12 protein-coding genes are annotated in these 16,915 nt (G+C 70.2%); 7 read left to right on the forward strand and 5 right to left on the reverse strand.

Annotated features, from left to right (window positions below; translation table 11 throughout):
• The first annotated feature begins 157 nt into the window (after positions 1-157).
• Positions 158-976 (forward strand): polyphosphate kinase 2, encoded by an 819-nt coding sequence (gene ppk2 / locus OG293_RS01425; protein WP_405996887.1) that lies wholly within the window; start codon positions 158-160, stop codon positions 974-976.
• 93 nt (positions 977-1,069) lie between these two features.
• Entirely contained in the window at positions 1,070-2,806 is a 1,737-nt protein-coding gene (locus OG293_RS01430) for a SulP family inorganic anion transporter (RefSeq protein ID WP_405996888.1), read from the forward strand.
• A gap of 17 nt (positions 2,807-2,823) precedes the next feature.
• Here the strand turns inward: OG293_RS01430 and OG293_RS01435 are convergent, their stop codons facing one another.
• From OG293_RS01435 to OG293_RS01455, 5 genes are all read right to left on the reverse strand, one after another.
• Positions 2,824-3,678 carry a universal stress protein gene (locus tag OG293_RS01435; protein WP_405996889.1) on the reverse strand — a complete coding sequence of 285 codons (855 nt, stop codon included), beginning with the start codon at positions 3,676-3,678 and terminating at the stop codon, positions 2,824-2,826.
• 29 nt (positions 3,679-3,707) lie between these two features.
• Positions 3,708-6,407: a pyruvate, phosphate dikinase gene (gene ppdK, locus OG293_RS01440; protein WP_405996890.1), complete on the reverse strand. Its 2,700-nt coding sequence runs from the start codon at positions 6,405-6,407 to the stop codon at positions 3,708-3,710.
• Positions 6,408-6,768: 361 nt separating this feature from the next.
• Positions 6,769-7,386 carry a hypothetical protein gene (locus tag OG293_RS01445; RefSeq protein WP_405996891.1) on the reverse strand — a complete coding sequence of 206 codons (618 nt, stop codon included), beginning with the start codon at positions 7,384-7,386 and terminating at the stop codon, positions 6,769-6,771.
• A gap of 148 nt (positions 7,387-7,534) precedes the next feature.
• Positions 7,535-9,919, reverse strand: coding sequence for a phosphoketolase (locus tag OG293_RS01450; protein ID WP_405996892.1), 2,385 nt, complete (start codon positions 9,917-9,919; stop codon positions 7,535-7,537).
• Between the two features lie 75 nt (positions 9,920-9,994).
• On the reverse strand, positions 9,995-10,867 hold the full coding sequence (locus tag OG293_RS01455; protein ID WP_405996893.1) for a universal stress protein: 873 nt from the start codon (positions 10,865-10,867) through the stop codon (positions 9,995-9,997).
• A 190-nt stretch (positions 10,868-11,057) separates the two neighbouring features.
• On the opposite strand from OG293_RS01455, the gene OG293_RS01460 reads away from it, so the two are divergent.
• From OG293_RS01460 to OG293_RS01480, 5 genes are all read left to right on the forward strand, one after another.
• On the forward strand, positions 11,058-13,748 hold the full coding sequence (locus tag OG293_RS01460; RefSeq protein WP_405996894.1) for a GNAT family N-acetyltransferase: 2,691 nt from the start codon (positions 11,058-11,060) through the stop codon (positions 13,746-13,748).
• A 19-nt stretch (positions 13,749-13,767) separates the two neighbouring features.
• Positions 13,768-14,496, forward strand: a complete 729-nt coding sequence (locus OG293_RS01465; protein ID WP_405996895.1) for a CBS domain-containing protein — start codon at positions 13,768-13,770, stop codon at positions 14,494-14,496.
• Between the two features lie 16 nt (positions 14,497-14,512).
• Positions 14,513-15,022: a flavodoxin domain-containing protein gene (locus OG293_RS01470; RefSeq protein ID WP_405996896.1), complete on the forward strand. Its 510-nt coding sequence runs from the start codon at positions 14,513-14,515 to the stop codon at positions 15,020-15,022.
• Positions 15,023-15,105: 83 nt separating this feature from the next.
• Positions 15,106-15,780 carry a CBS domain-containing protein gene (locus OG293_RS01475; RefSeq protein WP_405996897.1) on the forward strand — a complete coding sequence of 225 codons (675 nt, stop codon included), beginning with the start codon at positions 15,106-15,108 and terminating at the stop codon, positions 15,778-15,780.
• Between the two features lie 202 nt (positions 15,781-15,982).
• Complete coding sequence (locus OG293_RS01480) at positions 15,983-16,849, forward strand: universal stress protein (protein WP_405996898.1); 867 nt, start codon at positions 15,983-15,985, stop codon at positions 16,847-16,849.
• The last annotated feature ends 66 nt before the right edge of the window (positions 16,850-16,915 follow it).

Raw genomic sequence — 16,915 nt, forward strand, 5'->3', positions numbered from 1 at the left:
GGCATGCACCAGTGCCCGTTGCCGTGATCGCGTACGAGGACTGAGAATGCTTCTGCATCCGCTCTCGGCCTGTTCCGCGGCCGCTCAACCGCCCGGTTCCGCTCAGCGGGAGGTGCGCGCCGGGCGTGGGGTGGTGTCATCGAGCCGAGGAGGCCGCATGTCCGGGAAGAAGACGCAATCGGCGCCGAGGGTGCCCCGTGCGGTCTATGAGAAAGAGCTGCTGAGGCTCCAGACGGAGATGGTGAAGCTACAGGAATGGGTGCGCGTCGAGGGCGCCCGGGTGCTTGTGGTGTTCGAAGGGCGGGACGCCGCGGGGAAGGGAAGCACCATCAAGCGAGTGGCCGAGCACCTGAACCCGCGCGTCGCTCGTATCGCGGCGCTGCCGAAGCCAACCGAACGGGAACGCGGTCAGTGGTACTTCCAGCGCTACGTCGCACACCTGCCGGCGGCCGGGGAGATCGTCCTGTTCGATCGGAGTTGGTACAACCGGGCCGGGGTCGAGCATGTGATGGGCTTCTGCACCAAGGAGGAGCACCAGCGCTTCCTGCGCCAGTGCCCCATCTTCGAGCGGATGCTGGTCGAGGACGGGATCCTGCTGCGCAAGTACTGGTTCTCCGTGAGTGACGCGGTGCAGGAGGAACGGTTCCGCCGCCGCCTCGACGACCCGACGCGGCGCTGGAAGCTGTCGCCGATGGACTTGGAATCGATCACCCGCTGGGAAGCCTACTCGCGGGCCAAGGACGACATGCTGGTGCACACGGACGTCACGGAAGCGCCCTGGTACATCGTGGAGAGCGATGACAAGCGCCGCGCCCGCCTGAACATGATCGCCCACCTCCTCTCGACCGTGCCCTATCGCGACGTGTCGCCGCCAGTGCTCGAACTTCCGCCGCGGCCTGAATCCACCGGCTACATCCGGCCGCCTCAGGATCTGCAGACCTACGTCCCGGACCACGCCGCCACTCTCACGGAGTAACGGTTGGCGCTCGCTCTGCCGAGCCGGGCCGGGTGGCCCTCGTGGTCACGGCTCCCCGGCGGCATGCTGTGGCGCAACGGTGAGAGGAGGCCCATGTCCGAGGACACCGACGCGGGCGGACGCGGGTGGCGGCGCTTCGTGCCCGGGGCGCCCGGCATCGCCTTGCTGGCCCGGTATCGGCGCTCCTGGCTGCGGGGCGACCTGCTGGCCGGCGTGACCGTGGCGGCCTATCTGATCCCCCAGGTCATGGCGTATGCGAGCGTAGCGGGTCTGCCGCCAGTCACCGGACTGTGGGCCATCCTGCCCGCCCTGGTGCTGTACACGCTGCTCGGCTCCTCCCGGCTGCTCTCGGTCGGCCCCGAATCGACCACGGCACTGATGACGGCGGCCGTGATCGGACCGCTGGCCGCCGGAGACCCGGGCCGCTACGCCGTGCTGGCCGCCGCGCTCGCCGTCACCGTCGGACTGCTGTGCCTGGCGGCGTGGGCGCTACGGCTCGGTTTCGTCGCCGACCTTCTGTCGCGGCCGGTTCTTGTCGGATATCTGGCCGGCGTCGCGCTGATCATGATCGTGGACCAGTTGCCCAAACTGACCGGCATCCCGGCCACCGGATCGAGCGTATTCGCAAAGCTGTGGTCCATCGCGCGACATCTGTCCGAGGCGCATCCGGCCACGGTGCTCTTCAGCGCCTTCGCACTGGTCTTCCTCTTCGCTGTGCCCCATCTGTCGCGGGCCGTGCCGGGCCCCCTTCTGGTCGTCGTCCTCGGCACTGCGGCGGTGGCGCTGTTCGGCCTGGAGGACCACGGCATCGCCGTGATCGGCGATGTGCCGTCCGGCCTGCCCCGGCCCGAGCTGCCCGACCTGGGCCGGCTCCCCGACCTGGTACTGCCCGCTCTCGGCATTCTGATCGTGGGCTACTCCGACGTCGTCCTGACGGCGCGCGCCTTCGCCGCTCGCGACGGCGGACGGGAGCTGGACGCCAACCAGGAGCTGTTCGCCCTCGGGGCGGCGAACCTGGGCGCCGGCACATTCCATGGATTTCCGGTGAGCAGCAGTGCCAGCCGAACCGCGCTCGCCGAGTCCGCGGGCGGACGGAGCCAGGTGTACTCCCTCACTGCCTGCGCGGCCGTTCTCACGGTGCTGCTGTGGTTCAGTCCGCTCCTCAGCCGCATTCCGGTGACCGTGCTGGGCGCGCTGGTCGTCTACGCGGCGGTCCGGATGATCGATCTGGCGGGCTTTCGCAGGCTGGCCTCCTTCCGGTGGCGGGAACTGCTGCTGGCGCTCGGCTGCCTGGCCGGGGTACTGGCTCTGGACATCCTCTACGGAGTGCTGGTGGCCGTCGGCCTGTCGGTGGCCGAACTGCTGAGCCGGGTTGCGCGCCCGCACGACGCGGTCGAGGGTATGGTGCCCGGCTTGGCCGGCATGCACGACGTGGACGACTATCCGCAGGCACGCACCGTCCCCGGCCTGTTGGTCTACCGCTACGACTCGCCCCTGTTCTTCGCCAACGCCGAGAACTTCCGCCGCAGGGCCCTGGCCGCCGTGACCAACCAGACGGGCCCGGTGTCCTGGTTCGTCCTCAACACCGAGGCCAACGTGGAGGTTGACATCACCGCGCTGGACTCGGTGGACGCGCTGCGCAGTGAACTGACCCGGCGCGGCATCGTGTTCGCCATGGCACGGGTGAAGCAGGATCTGCGGGACCAACTGGACGCCTACGGGCTGAGCGCGACCGTCGGGAACGACCTGATCTTCCCCACCCTGCCGACCGCGGTTGCCGCCTACCGTAGTTGGTCGCTCAGGCACGGTGACGACGAGCAAGGCCCATGAGCCGCCGACGCTCCGCGTCAGACGTGCGGGACGACGACCACCGGGCACACGACATGATGGACGACCGAGTGAAGGGTCGCCCCAAGGCGTTGGGAGCGGCCGGCACGACGTCCGACCACGAGCAGTCTCGCGTCGGCGGTTGTCCTGTGGAGGACGTGCCCGGCTGTTCCGTGGACGAGCCGTTGCGTGACCGGCGTGTCCGGGTACTTGTCTCGCCACGGGCCGACCACGGCCTCCAAGTGCCGCCGCTTGGCCGTCTCCGGCTCCGGAAGACCGCTGGACGAATCGGCCAGCAACGGCACGCTCCATGCGTGGACGACGATCAGAGGGGCCTCCCGCAGGGCCGCCGCGGCAAAGGCCTGGGCGAGGATCTCGTCGCAGGAATGGTCCACGTCGACGCCTGCGACGACCGGCTCAGCGGTGACACCGCGCGAACTGCGGGCCACCGGCGGGCGCTCGCGTTGCGGCCTCACCAGGATGACGGGGCACGGGGCCGTGGCCGTGACGGCCAGGGCAACGGAACCGACGAGAAGGCCCTCCAGGGCGGTGCGTCCTCGGGAGCCGACAGCCAGTGCGGCCGACTCCCGGGCGGCGTTGACCAGAGCCGGTGCGGGTGGGCCCGTCAGGGTGGCGCAGGTGATGTCCAGCCCGGGATTGCCGTAGGTGAGGGCGCGGACGGCTCTGTTGAGGCTGTCGCTCTCACGCTCCGCGGGGGCGTCGAGCTCCGGCAGCCCTGTCGGCGCGTGCGGGGTGTTGTCGACGTGGACGAGTTGGAGCCGCAGCCCGCGTCGCCGGGCCTCTCGGGCTGCCCAGGTGGCAGCGTTCAGACTCTCGGCGGAGCCGTCGATGCCGACCGTGATGGTGTCGTGCATGATGCTCCTCCTGTGCGCGGGGCCGGGGGTCACGTGCTGTCCGAGCCGGTGTGCTCCTGGAGGGCGGCACGTCCGGCTTCCAGGCGGGCGACGGGAATGCGGAAGGGCGAGCAGGAGACGTAGTCCAGTCCGGCGTCGTGGAAGAAGTGCACCGAGACCGGGTCGCCGCCGTGTTCTCCGCAGACGCCGATCTTCAGGCCGGGGCGGGCGGCGCGGCCCTCCTCGACCGCGATGTTCACCAGCCGCCCAACGCCTTCGCGGTCGATCGTCTCGAACGGCGAGACCTGGAAGATGCCCTTGTCGAGGTAGGCGGAGAAGAACGCCGCCTCGACGTCGTCGCGGGAGAACCCCCACGTGGTCTGGGTGAGGTCGTTGGTTCCGAAAGAGAAGAACTGCGCGTCCTTGGCGATCTTGCCTGCGGTCAAGGCCGCCCGGGGCAGCTCGATCATCGTGCCGACGGGGCAGTCGATGCGTACGCCCGTCTCCTGGGCCACCTCGGCCAGGACACGGTCTACTTCCTGGCGCACCAGGTGCAACTCTTCCACGGCATCGACGAGGGGCACCATGATCTCTGCCTGCGGGTCGCCTCCTGCCTCCCTGCGCTGCGCGACGGCCTCCGCGATGGCGCGCACCTGCATGGCCACCAGACCGGGCACCACCAGGCCCAGCCGCACTCCGCGCAGGCCGAGCATCGGGTTCTCCTCGTGCGTACGGTTCACGGCTGCCAGGAGCTCGGCATCCCTCGGATCGGGTGTCCTGCCCAGGGCACTGTCCTGGGCAAGCCGGACAGCGAGCTCGGTACGGTCGGGGAGGAATTCATGGAGCGGGGGGTCGAGCAGGCGGATGGTCACCGGCAGCCCGTCCATGGCTTGGAGGATGCCGGCGAAGTCCTGGCGCTGAAGGGGCAGGAGGGCCTGGAGTGCCGTGGCGCGTTCGGCGTCCGTGTGCGCGAGGATCATGGCCTCGACGAGCGCGCGCCGGTCGCCGAGGAACATGTGCTCGGTGCGGCACAGGCCGATGCCCTGTGCGCCGAACCGGCGGGCACGCGCCGCGTCTTCGGGGGTGTCGGCATTGGCGCGAACTTCCAGCCGTCGCACGGCGTCCGCCTGCTGCATCATCTGGTGCACGTCGGCCACAATCTGCCCGCCCTGGGCGACCGGGGGCTGACCCCCGGTGTCGAAGTACCGCATGATGTCCGAGTCGATCAGTGTGGCCGCACCTCGGTAGACGACGCCTGACGAGCCGTCCACGGAGATGACGGTGCCCTCGGGCACGGTCATGCCCTGGGTGGTGAAGCGCCGTTCGTGCGGGTCGACGGTGATGTCGTCCGCCCCGCACACGCACACCTTGCCCATGCCGCGGGCGACGACGGCGGCATGGCTGGTCTTCCCGCCGCGGCTGGTCAGGACTGCCCGCGCGGCGACCATGCCGGGCAGGTCGTCCGGGGTCGTCTCCTGGCGGACCAGGACGACACTTTCCCCCGCGGCCGCTCGGCGTACCGCTTCGGCCGAGTCGAACACCACGGCCCCCACCGCGGCCCCGGGCGAGGCGGCTATTCCGTGTGCGATCACTTCGTTGTCGGCCGAGGTGTCGAAACGGGGGAACATCAGCTGGGCCAGCGCGTTGCCGTCCACCCGGGCGAGTGCCTGGTCCTGGGAGATGAGGCCCTCGGCTGCCAGTTGGCCGGCGATGCTGAAGGCGGCCTGGGCGGTGCGCTTGCCGACCCTGGTCTGCAGCATCCACAGCCGGCCGCGTTCGACGGTGAACTCGATGTCGCACAAGTCGCGGTAGTGTGCCTCGAGCCGGTGCATGTGGTCGCGCAGCTCGGCGAAGGACCGCGGGTCCAGGCGCTCCAGTTCCTGCAGGGGCACGGCGTTACGGATGCCCGCGACGACATCCTCACCCTGGGCGTTGGGCAGGTAGTCACCGTAGACGCCACGGCTTCCGGTGGCCGGGTCGCGGGTGAACGCGACACCGCTGCCCGAGTCGGAGCCGGAGTTCCCGAAGACCATGGTCTGGATGGTGACCGCGGTGCCCAAGTCATCGGGGATGTGCTCGCGGCGGCGGTACAGGCGGGCTCGTTCGGTGTTCCACGACTCGAAGACGGCAAGGACGGCGCGCTCGAGCTGCTCGGCCGGTTCTTGCGGGAACTCTTCGCCGGTGGCCTCGGCGATGATGTCCTTGCACGTCTCGACCAGCCGGATGAGGTCGCAGGTGTCCAGTTCGGTGTCGTCGGCGGCGCGGTGTTGCTTCTTGATCGCGGCGAGGGCTTGTTCGAAGAGCCCGGCGTCGACGCCCATGACGGTGCTGCCGAACATCTGCACCAGGCGGCGGTAGGAGTCCCAGGCGAACCGTTCCCGCCCGGGCCCTTTGGCCAGCCCGAGGACGGAGTAGTCGTTCAGGCCGATGTCGAGGATCGTGTCCATCATGCCCGGCATGGAGAAGCGGGCTCCTGAGCGCACGGAGAGCAGCAGCGGGTCGTCGACCTGCCCCAGCTCTCGGCCGACCGCGCGTTCCAGGGCCCTGAGGTGTTGGGCCACCTGCTGTCCCAGTTCCTGGGGCGGCTCCCCCGATTCCAGGTAGGCACGGCAGGCCTCGGTGGTAACGGTGAACCCGGGCGGGACCGGCAGGCCCATGCGCACCATCTCGGCCAGGTTGGCGCCCTTGCCGCCGAGCAGGTCGGCCATCTCTCGGCCGCCCTCCGTGAAGGCGTACACATAGCGGGCCATGACTGTTCTTCCTTTCGGAGGGCGGCGGTCCGCTGGGCGGCTGCTGGCTCATATCTCGAAGATGATCTCTCCCGGTTCTGTGACCACTCCCAGCCTCCCGCCGGGCGGCGCGAGCGGGGAGGTCCACCCGGGCCCCTCGGCAGGGCCTTTCGGCCCCCTCGGCCACTGGGCTCAGCCGTGCGGGACCACGGCAACCGGACAGGGGGCGTGGTGCGTGATGCGCACCTCCAGTGCTGTCAGGCCGAACCTGACCGGGCCCTCGGTGGACACCTGATACGGACGGTCACGACGGTCCCCTCCGGTGCGCGGGCCGGTACCGGGACACGGGCCGGCGTGTCCCGGCCGGCCGGATGGATGGTCGTCACAGGAGCCAGCGGTTGCGGCGGACGAAGGGGAGCCGCTCCCAGATGTCGCCGAGGCCCCAGGTACGGCCGGCGTACGCGACGGCGAGCGCGATCAGTACGACGGCGTACACGACGTGGTGGTCGAGAAGCGGATTGGTGGACATGCTGGGGGAGCCGTCGGACAGGTGCTTGGCCGGTGGCCATGCGGCGGCCCACATCAACGCCATCAACACGGTGCCCGCCGCGGCGGCGAGCCGCAGGGCCACGCCCGCCACGAGCGCCGCGCCGATCCCGAGCAGTCCGAGCATGAACAGCCAGTCGGCCCACGTGTCCCCCGCCCACGAGTGGAAGGCAGACTCCATGGGTCCGGCGTCGACGCCGCTCAGGAAGCCCTTGGTCGGCGAGCCGCCGGCGGTCCAGTCCCTGCCGTCGGTTGTGGCGTATCCCCAGCCGAAGGCCTTGTCGAGGAACGCCCACAGAAAGACGCAGCCCACGATCAGGCGTACCGCCGCGAAGGCCTTCGACGTCGCCGAGGACCGGGCGACCCCCTCGGCGGCGACAACGGTCGCGCCCTGCGGCTTTCGCCCCGGGCGGGAGATCCGAAACGTCGGGTGTGGATGCTCGTGAACTGCCATGAGGCCGATCCCTTCAGCGGGTGGAGGCACAGTACGGTCTCTCCTTGCCTGTTCAATGTCCCGCCGATCGGGGTGGTCCCGCTGGTGGCATGAGGCCCCGGCCGACGGGCCGAACGTCCCTGCCGACGGCCAGTTGGGGTATCGGCTCTCAGCCGGTCCAGGTCCAGTCCGCGACCTCGGGCAGATCGGTGCCGTGCTCGCGGATCCAGGCGTGGTGGCGGGTGCGCACGTCGGCCATCGCCTGGCGCAGGGCGACAGCGCGCGCACCGAGGCCGGGGACGCGGTCGATGACGTCCATGACCAGCCGGTAACGGTCGAGGTCGTTGCGGACGACCATGTCGAAGGGCGTGGTCGTGGTGCCACTCTCCTTATAGCCGCGCACATGGAGGTGGGAATGGCCGGAGCGCCGGTAGGCCAGCCGGTGGATCAGCCAGGGGTAGCCGTGATAAGCGAAGATCACCGGCTTGTCGCGGGTGAACAGGGCATCGTATTCGGCGTCCGGCATGCCGTGCGGGTGCTCCTCCTGCGGCAGCAGTCGGGTCATGTCGACGACGTTGACGACCCGGACCGAGAGTTGCGGCAGATACCGGCGGAGCAGCTGCGCGGCGGCAAGGATCTCCTGCGTCGGAATGTCCCCGGCGCAGGCGAGGACCACGTCGGGTTCGCGGTTGCCGTCTTCGGTGCCCGCCCATGCCCATGCCCCGGCGCCGCGTGCGCAGTGGGTTCGTGCGTCGTCGATGCTGAGCCAGTCGAAGGTGGGCTGCTTCCCGGCGACGATCACATTGACGTAGTCACGGCTGCGCAGCACGTGGTCCGCGACGGACAGCAGGGTGTTCGCGTCCGGCGGAAGGTAGACGCGGACGACTTCGGGGCTCTTGTTGAGCACATGGTCGACGAAGCCCGGGTCCTGGTGCGAGAAGCCGTTGTGGTCCTGCCGCCACACGTGGGAGGTCAGCAGGTAGTTGAGCGAGGCCACGGGCGCACGCCAGGACAGCTCCCGTGATGTCTTGAGCCACTTGATGTGCTGGTTGACCATGGAGTCGACGATGTGGACGAATGCCTCGTAGCAGGAGAACAGGCCGTGCCTGCCGGTGAGGAGGTAGCCCTCCAGCCAGCCCTGGCACAGGTGCTCGGAGAGCACCTCCATCACCCGGCCGTGCCGGGTCAGGTGTTCGTCGTCCGGCTCGATGCGCGCCTGCCAGGCCTTGCCCGTGGCGCCGAAGACGGCCTGCAGCCGGTTGGACGCCGTCTCGTCGGGTCCGACGAGACGGAAGTCGCGACGGCCGGAGGTGTTCTCCATCAGTTCCTCGAGGAGGCCGCCGAGGACACGGGTCGCCTCATGCAGACTGGCCCCGGGCTTTTCGACGGGAACCGCGTACTTCTCCAGCGCGGGCAGGGGCAGATCGCGCACCAGCCGACCGCCGTTGGCGTGCAGGGTGGCGCCCAGGCGGCGGGATCCCTGGGGAATGCAGGCGAGTACATCGGGCGAGGGACAGCCTTCGGCGTCGAAGAGTTCCTGCGGCCGGTACGAGCGCAGCCAGGCCTCCAGCTGCCGTAGGTGCTGCGGGTTGTCACGTACGCCGGACAGCGGTACCTGATGCGCGCGCCAGGTGCCCTCGACCCGAACACCGTCGACTTCGGCGGGACCGGTCCAGCCCTTGGGGGTCCGCAGGACGATCATGGGCCAGCGAGGGCGTTCGGTGACGCCGTCCTGCCGGGCGGTGCGTTGCATCAGGCGGATCGTGTCGAGCGCGTGGTCGAGGGCCGCCGCCATGTCGCGGTGGACCTGAAGCGGGTCGCGGCCGCTGACGTGGATGGGTTCGTGGCCGTAGCCGCGCAGCAGGTCGTCGAGTTCGTCCTCCGGCACCCGGGCGAGCACCGTCGGGTTGGCGATCTTGTAGCCGTTGAGGTGGAGGATCGGGAGAACGGCCCCGTCGTGAACGGGGTCGAGGAACTTGTTGGAGTGCCACGAGGCCGCCAGCGGGCCGGTCTCCGCCTCGCCGTCGCCGATCACGCATGCGACGAGGAGGTCGGGGTTGTCGAAGGCGGCACCGTAGGCGTGGGCGAGTGAGTAGCCGAGTTCGCCGCCCTCATGGATCGATCCAGGGGTCTCCGGCGCGACATGGCTGGGAACACCGCCGGGGAAGGAGAACTGACGGAACAGCCTCTCCATCCCGGCCGCGTCCCGGCTCACGTCCGGGTAGGTCTCGCAGTACGTGCCCTCGAGCCAGGAGTTGGCCAGCACGGCGGGGCCGCCGTGCCCCGGCCCCCAGATACACAGCGCGTCCAGGCCACGCGCCCTGATGACCCGGTTGAGGTGAGTGTGTACGAGGTTCAGCCCGGGTGAGGTGCCCCAGTGGCCGAGCAGCCGGGGCTTGATGTGCTCCGGCCTCAGCGGCTCGCGCAGGAGCGGGTTGGCCATCAGGTAGATCTGGCCGACGGCGAGGTAGTTCGCGGCCCGCCAGTGTGCGTCGAGTTCGTGCAGCTCGGCGGCCGCGAGTACCGGCCGGTCCGAAGGCTGAGGGTTGCCCATGGCTGTCTCCGTTACGTGGTGGGAGGGGAATCTGCATGCTGCGGGGCGACCGCCCGGTCCGCCCCGGCCGTGCGGTCACGCCTGTTCTGGTACGACGGCGACGGGGCAGTCCGCGTGGTGGAGAAGGGCATGGGCCACCCGGCCGAGCTGCAGTCCCAGGTGGCCGTGTCTGCGACGGGCACCGACGACCACCAGATCGGCTGCCGCCGCGCGCTGGAGCAGGACCTTGCGGGCAGGCCCTTCGACGACCGCCCGGCGCACCGGAACGGTCGGGTACTCACTGAGGACGTCACTGAGGGCCTTGTCCAGCTGGATGGAGGCCTGCGCCTCATGGACGTGGGCCGATTCACTGATGAGCCGCGGATGATCGGCGCTCTCGTAAGCCGGAGAACGCCAGGAGCGGACGGCGTCGACCGTGCCCCGGCGGGACTGGGCCTCGCGGAAGGCGAAGCGCACCGCCTCGGAGGGGGCGTCGTCACCGACACCGAGCAGGATGCGGTCGTGGCGGCCCTCGACCGACACGTCGTCGCCGCGAACGACGATCACCGGGCAGCGAGCGCGTGCCGCGACGGCCAGGCTCACCGAGCCGAGCAGCAGTCCGGTGATGGCGCCCCGTCCGCGCACTCCGGTGACCAGGGCGAACGCTCCTTCGGCCGCGCTCAGCAGAGCGTTCACGGCGTCCTCAGGAACCACCTGCGTCAAGACCTTGACCTGCGGGTTCCGGCGCTCGGCCCGCTCGGCGGCGGAGGCCACGATGTGCTCGGCGAGGATCTGCCCGGAAGGCCGCTCAAGGCCGTGTGCGAGGGCGATGCCCTCGTAGTTCTCCCAGCGGGACGCATACAGCAGCCGCAGGGCCAGGCCGTGCCGAGCGGCCTCGTCCACGGCCCAGTCGGTCGCCCGGAGGCTGGAGTCCGATCCGTCGACGCCCACGACCAGGGGCAGCTCCATAGTCCCCACCGCCTTTCCGATGCCGTGTGAGGTCCATACCTGCACCGTGGCACCGGGGAGGGGGCTCGGTGCAGGGGCGAATCGGCCCCTGTCGGGGACCTTCGGCCCCCTCCTGTACCCGGGCAGCCCCTGGGGTGGCGCCCATCGCGACTGGATGCTGGTGGTGACGGCCCAGAGGGAAGGCATCGAGATGACCGAGAGTCCGCTTCAGGTGCACGCCCTGCTCATGGACGGCACCACGGTGCGCATCCGCCCTGCGGGTCCTGCCGACCGTTCCGAAGTCCTTCGCCTGTACGAGGAGATGTCGCCGCAGAATCTGCGGCTGCGCTTCTTCGGGCTGAGCCGCCGCTCGGCAGCGGCAGCCGCGGACCGGGTGGCCGCCGCGACACGTCCGGGATACTGGGCGCTGGCCGCCGAGTGTGCCGGACGGCTGGTGGGTATCGCCGAGTACGAAGCGACAGGCGCAGGCTCGGCCACGGCCGAAATCGCCCTGGCAGTCGCCGACAGCCGGCACCACCAAGGGGTCGGTACCCTGCTGCTGGAACATCTGGTGGCGGCTGCCCGCGCGGCCGGTATCACCACCTTCACCGCAGACGCACTCGCCGACAACTACGAGGTCCTCAGGGTCTTCGGGGACCTGGGGCTGCGCACCGCCCGCCGGTTCGAGGGCCCGGAGGTGCGGTGCACCGTCGAACTCGCCGCCGACGAGCACTACTTGACGGCCGTCGAGGAACGCGGACGTGCTGCCGACGTGGCCAGCATGCAGCCGCTGCTGCGTCCGCGATCCGTCGTGGTGATCGGAGCAGGGCGCAAACCCGGTTCAGTGGGCCGGGCCGTCCTGCGAAACCTGCGTCAGGGACGGTTCGCCGGATTGCTCACCGCGGTCAACCCGGCTGCCCAGGCCATCGAGTGGGTGAACTGCCAGGCATCGGTTGCCGACGTGCCGCGGACCCCGGACTTGGCGGTGATCGCGGTGCCGGCCGCAGCAGTGCCCGCGGCCGCGGAGGATTGCGGGAAGTCCGGCGTACGCGCCCTGGTCGTTGTCTCCTCCGGTCTGGACGCGGAGCAGGCGCCCGCGCTGCTGGACACCTGCCGTGCGTACGGTATGCGCCTGGTGGGCCCGAACTGCCTGGGCCTGGCCAACACCGATCCCGCCCTCCGTCTCGATGCCACGTTCGCCGCCGACAGTCCGCTGACCGGCACCGCGGGCGTGGCCGTGCAGTCGGGAGGGGTCGGCATCGCCGTGCTCGCGGGAATGGCGCGTCTCGGTATCGGCGTGTCCACGTTCGTGTCCCTGGGCGACAAGTACGACGTGAGCGGCAACGACATGCTCCAGTGGTGGGAGAGCGACGGCACCACCGATCTGGCCGTCCTGCACGTGGAGTCGTTCGGCAATCCGCGGGCGTTCTCCCGCACCGCCCGCCGGGTGGCCCGCCGGATGCCGGTGCTGACCGTGGACGCGGGGCGCTCCGACGCCGGACGGCGTGCGGCCGCCTCCCACACGGCCGCGGCAGCCACCCCGACGATGACCCGGCATGCACTGTTCACCCAGGCCGGAGTGATCGCCACCCGAACCGTCGGCGAGCTCCTCGACGCAGCCGCGCTGTTGCATACACAGCCGCTGCCGGCCGGAGCGTCGGTCGCGATCGTGACCAACGCGGGCGGAGCAGGCGTCCTGGCCGCCGACGCCTGCATCGAGGCCGGACTGACCCTGCCCGCGCTGGGCGGTGCGCCGGCGGGCGAACTGCTGGCCGGGCTGCCGGCCGGTGCCACGGTCGTCAATCCCGTGGACGCCACCGCCGCCGTCAACGAGATCCAGCTGCGGGCATGTGTGGACCGGCTGAGGGAGCACAGCGGGATCGATGCCGTCCTGGTCGCATTGGTTCCCACCGCGCTGGCCACGGCAACCGGCGACGACCTGCCCCGGGCCGTCACAGGATCCGGTGGCAGCCGCTCCAAGCCGGTCGCCCTGGTCCTCCCCGCACAGGACACCCGCGTCCGGCTGCTGCCCGCAGAGGGCGGCGGCCACATACCGGCGTACGCCGACGCGGAAGACGCCGCACGTGCCGTGGCCCATGCCGTGACCCGCTCCCGCTGGCTGGCCCGTCCCGCGGGATCGTTCCGCGACCTCGACGGCGTGGACACCTCGGGAGCCGAGGAAATCGTGCGTGGATACCTGGAGGAGCACCCGGACGGCGGCTGGCTCGATCCGCGGTCCGTTGCCGACCTCTTGGCCCGCTACGGCATTCCGCAACTGGACTGGTCGTGGGCCGCGGACGAGGACGAGGCCGTCGCCGCGGCGGCCCGGCTCGCCGGGCCGGACGGCAGGGTGGTGATGAAGGCCTACTGGCCCGGGCTGCTGCACAAGAGCGAGCAGCGCGCTCTCCACCTGGACCTGCAGGGCGAGTCACAGGTACGGGCCGCTCACCGCGACCTGGTGACGCAATTCGGTGACCTGATGACCGGGGTGGTCATCCAGCCGCTCGCCGAACGCGGCACCGAGCTGGTCGCCGGCGTCGTCCAGGACGCCGTGTTCGGACCACTGGTGCTGTTCGGTCTCGGCGGCACGGCGACCGAACTGCTGGCCGACCACGCAGCCCGCCTCGCTCCGCTCACCGACCAGGACGTCCACGACCTGATCACCGCACCACGCTGCGCACCACTGCTCTTCGGCTACCGGGGCGACGGACCTGCCGATCTCGAGGCGCTGGAGCAGTTGCTGCTGCGGCTGTCACGGATGGCGTCCGACCTGCCCCAGCTCACCGAGGCCGACTTCAACCCTGTCGTGGCTCGCCCCGACGGCGTCATCCCCCTCGACGTCCGGATCCGACTGATGCCGAACGCGGCGGCTCAGGACCCCTATCTGCGCCGTTTGCGCTGAAGATGAGAGAGGAACTGCCATGAAGCACACCAAGGTCGGCGCCGTCATGGTGGGCGATGTGATCACGGCCCGCGCGGAGACCGGCTTCAAGGATGTGGCCCGTCTGCTCGGTGACAACCGCATCAGCGGTCTGCCGGTCATCGACGACGACGACAAGGTCCTCGGCGTCATCTCCGAAAGCGACCTCATGCTGCACCAGGCCGCCGAACCGGTTCCCGGTGATCCCGGACACCGGCGGCGCCCGAAGCTGACACGCGCCGCGCGGTCCACGGCGGTGAAGGAACGCGCCGGGACTGCGCGAACACTGATGTCGGTTCCCGCCGTCACCATCCACGCGGACGAGACGATCGCCGCAGCCGCCCGTGCCATGACCCGGCACCGGGTCGAACGGCTCCCCGTCGTCGACGACGAGGAGCGACTGGTCGGCATCGTCACCCGCCGCAATGTGCTCCAGGTCTTCCTCCGCCCGGACGAGGAGATACGGCACGAGGTCGTCCAAGGCGTCATCGTGGACGCCCTGTGGCTGACCCCGCAGACCCTCGACGTCAGCGTCGAGAACGGCGTGGTCACCCTCGACGGGCAGGTCGAACGACTGAGCGAGAAGCCGATCGCCCTGCACATGACGCGCCAGGTCGACGGTGTGGTTTCCGTCGTCGATCGGCTCACCTACCGGATCGACGACTCCCATCTGCAGCCGGCCGACCAGGCCATGCACGGCATCGGCCACCAGTGGCTGCACACGTTGTGAAGGGAGAGAGTTCATCATGACCATGAACATGCTGGTCGCCTACGCCGGCAAGAACGGCTCCACCGAGGAGATAGCCCACTGGCTCGCGGACACCCTCAACGACAGCGGCGTGAGCGCGGTGGCCCGGCCGGCTGCTCTTGAAGGCGCCCCGGAGCAGTACGACGCCGTCGTGCTGGGCAGCGCCCTGTACGCGGGCCGCTGGCAACGTCCGGCGCTCCGTTTCGCGCACCGCCATGCCGAGATGCTCGCGGCCAAGCCATTGTGGCTGTTCAGCAGCGGGCCCCTGGACGCCTCCGCGGCCGAGAAGGATCTGCCGCCGGTGCGCGGTGTCGCGCGGCTCGCGGAGCGTCTGCACGCGCGCGGGCATGTCACCTTCGGCGGCCGGCTGGAGCAAGGCGCCAAGGGCTGGATCGCCCGGATGATTCTCCGGCAGAACCGGGGCGGGGACTTCCGCGACCAGGAACAGATCCGCGACTGGGCACGCGGCATCGCCGCGGAAATGACCGCCCGCCGGCCCGTCGGGTGACGGCGCCGGACCTGCCGTGGCACAGCCCGTGCCACGGCACTGCGAACCCGCCGGAGCATTCCGGCCGACGCATGGAGGACACCATGCACACCAGCCCGCACATCGTCAGCGACGTCATGACGCAGACGGTCCTCTCGGTCGGCCGTGAGGCCACGTTCAAGGACATCGTCGAGCTGCTCGGACAGTGGAAAGTCAGCGCCGTGCCCGTCACGGAAGGCGAGGGCCGAGTCGTCGGAGTGGTGTCCGAGGCCGACCTGCTGCCCAAGGAGGAATTCCGTGACGGCGACCCCGACCGCTACACCCAGCTGCGACGGCTGTCCGACATGGCCAAGGCGGGGGCAGTCACCGCGGAGGAGCTGATGACCCAGCCCGCGGTCACCATCCCTGCCGGCGCGACCCTCGCCGAAGCGGCCCGTGCGATGGCCCACGAGGGCGTCAAACGGCTCCCTGTGGTCGACGCCGTGGGCCGCCTTGAAGGCATCGTCAGCCGCGCCGACCTCCTCAAGGTCTTTCTGCGGTCCGACGAGGACATCGCCGAAGAGGTCCGGCGTACCATCGTCGCCTACCTCTTCCCCGCTCCCGTCGAGCCGATCGTCGTGACCGTCGAGGACGGCGTCGTCACTCTCAGCGGCAAGATCCGCGACACCTCTCTGATCGGGGTCGCGGCACGTCTGGTAGGCGCAGTGGAAGGCGTGGTGAGCTTCGAGTGCGACCTCCACAGCGCCGGCTACCCGGGGGTCGTGAACACGGCTCTGTGAGCCACCGAGCCCTGACCGGGGTGTTCTCGCCGGGGCGCCTGGCATAAGGGCCCGCCCAACAGGCCTCGTTCCCAGTACGGAGGCCCAACGGCGCTCCGCGGTGGGCCGAACGGCCCTCGGCGCCGACTGTCGGTGCCGGAAGGGTGAGCGCGAAGGACTGGACGGGTGCGCGGTGCGCGCACCTTCAAGGGGAGGCATCGGGATGACTCGCGCGATCGTTGTCGGAGTGGACGGGTCCAAGGAGAGCCGGGCGGCAGCCGACTGGGCGGCCCAGGAAGCGGTACGTCGCCGACTGCCGCTGCATCTCGTGCATGCGTGGCTCTGGCAGGCCGTCGACGTACCGATGGTCCAGGACCGGGAAGAACAGGCCCATGCGGCCCGGACATTGCTCCAGGACGCCGAGAAGGACCTCACGTACCGGTACCCGGCTGTGGAGGTGTCGGCCGAGGTGGTGGGAGACACTCCGGTGTCCGGGCTCCTGGACGCCTCCGAGCGGGCCGAGATGCTCGTGGTGGGCTCCCGTGGGCACGGCGCCCTGGTGGGATTCCTGCTCGGATCCTGCGGTCTGCAGGTGATCAGTGCCTCCACCCGCCCGGTGATCTCCGTCCGTGTGACGGGCGAGGACAAGGCAACGCGTGAGGAGGTCGTCGTGGGCCAGCAGGGCGGGGTTGAGGACAGCGCGTCGACCCTGCGGTTCGCGTTCGAGGCCGCCGCGGCCCGGGGAGCGTCGGTACGGGCCGTGCGGGCATGGAACCTTCCGCCGATCCTTGCCTACAGCCCGTCCTCGATGCTGCTCATCGACGACGCCGGAGGGCTGCAACCGTACGAAGAGGCGGCTCTGGACCAGGCGCTCGCCCCCTGGCGCGAGCGCTACCCCGACGTTCCGGTGGCCACACACGTGGAGATCGGAAGTGCTGGGCAGGTGCTGCTGTCCGCCGCCGCGGGAGCCGCGTTGCTGGTCGTCGGCCGTCGTCGGCGCCCCTCCCCCGTCGGTGCCCGGATCGGGTCGGTGGCGCATGCGGCCCTGCATCACGCCCCATGCCCGGTCGCGGTGATTCCGCATCCCTGACGCGCGTCTTGCACGTGCGGGAGGGCTGCGGGGCCGGTGAGGTCCGGTCCCGCAGCCCTCCTGTGT

The sequence above is a fragment of the Streptomyces sp. NBC_00829 genome (assembly GCF_045161795.1).
Lineage (GTDB): Bacteria > Actinomycetota > Actinomycetes > Streptomycetales > Streptomycetaceae > Streptomyces.

Coding starts and splice junctions, on each gene's coding strand:
- ppk2 (WP_405996887.1), top strand. CDS start 158: ATGTCCGGGAAGAAGACGCAATCGGCGCCGAGGGTGCCCCGTGCGGTC.
- OG293_RS01430 (WP_405996888.1), top strand. CDS start 1,070: ATGTCCGAGGACACCGACGCGGGCGGACGCGGGTGGCGGCGCTTCGTG.
- OG293_RS01435 (WP_405996889.1), bottom strand. CDS start 3,678: ATGCACGACACCATCACGGTCGGCATCGACGGCTCCGCCGAGAGTCTG.
- ppdK (WP_405996890.1), bottom strand. CDS start 6,407: ATGGCCCGCTATGTGTACGCCTTCACGGAGGGCGGCCGAGAGATGGCC.
- OG293_RS01445 (WP_405996891.1), bottom strand. CDS start 7,386: ATGGCAGTTCACGAGCATCCACACCCGACGTTTCGGATCTCCCGCCCG.
- OG293_RS01450 (WP_405996892.1), bottom strand. CDS start 9,919: ATGGGCAACCCTCAGCCTTCGGACCGGCCGGTACTCGCGGCCGCCGAG.
- OG293_RS01455 (WP_405996893.1), bottom strand. CDS start 10,867: ATGGAGCTGCCCCTGGTCGTGGGCGTCGACGGATCGGACTCCAGCCTC.
- OG293_RS01460 (WP_405996894.1), top strand. CDS start 11,058: ATGACCGAGAGTCCGCTTCAGGTGCACGCCCTGCTCATGGACGGCACC.
- OG293_RS01465 (WP_405996895.1), top strand. CDS start 13,768: ATGAAGCACACCAAGGTCGGCGCCGTCATGGTGGGCGATGTGATCACG.
- OG293_RS01470 (WP_405996896.1), top strand. CDS start 14,513: ATGACCATGAACATGCTGGTCGCCTACGCCGGCAAGAACGGCTCCACC.
- OG293_RS01475 (WP_405996897.1), top strand. CDS start 15,106: ATGCACACCAGCCCGCACATCGTCAGCGACGTCATGACGCAGACGGTC.
- OG293_RS01480 (WP_405996898.1), top strand. CDS start 15,983: ATGACTCGCGCGATCGTTGTCGGAGTGGACGGGTCCAAGGAGAGCCGG.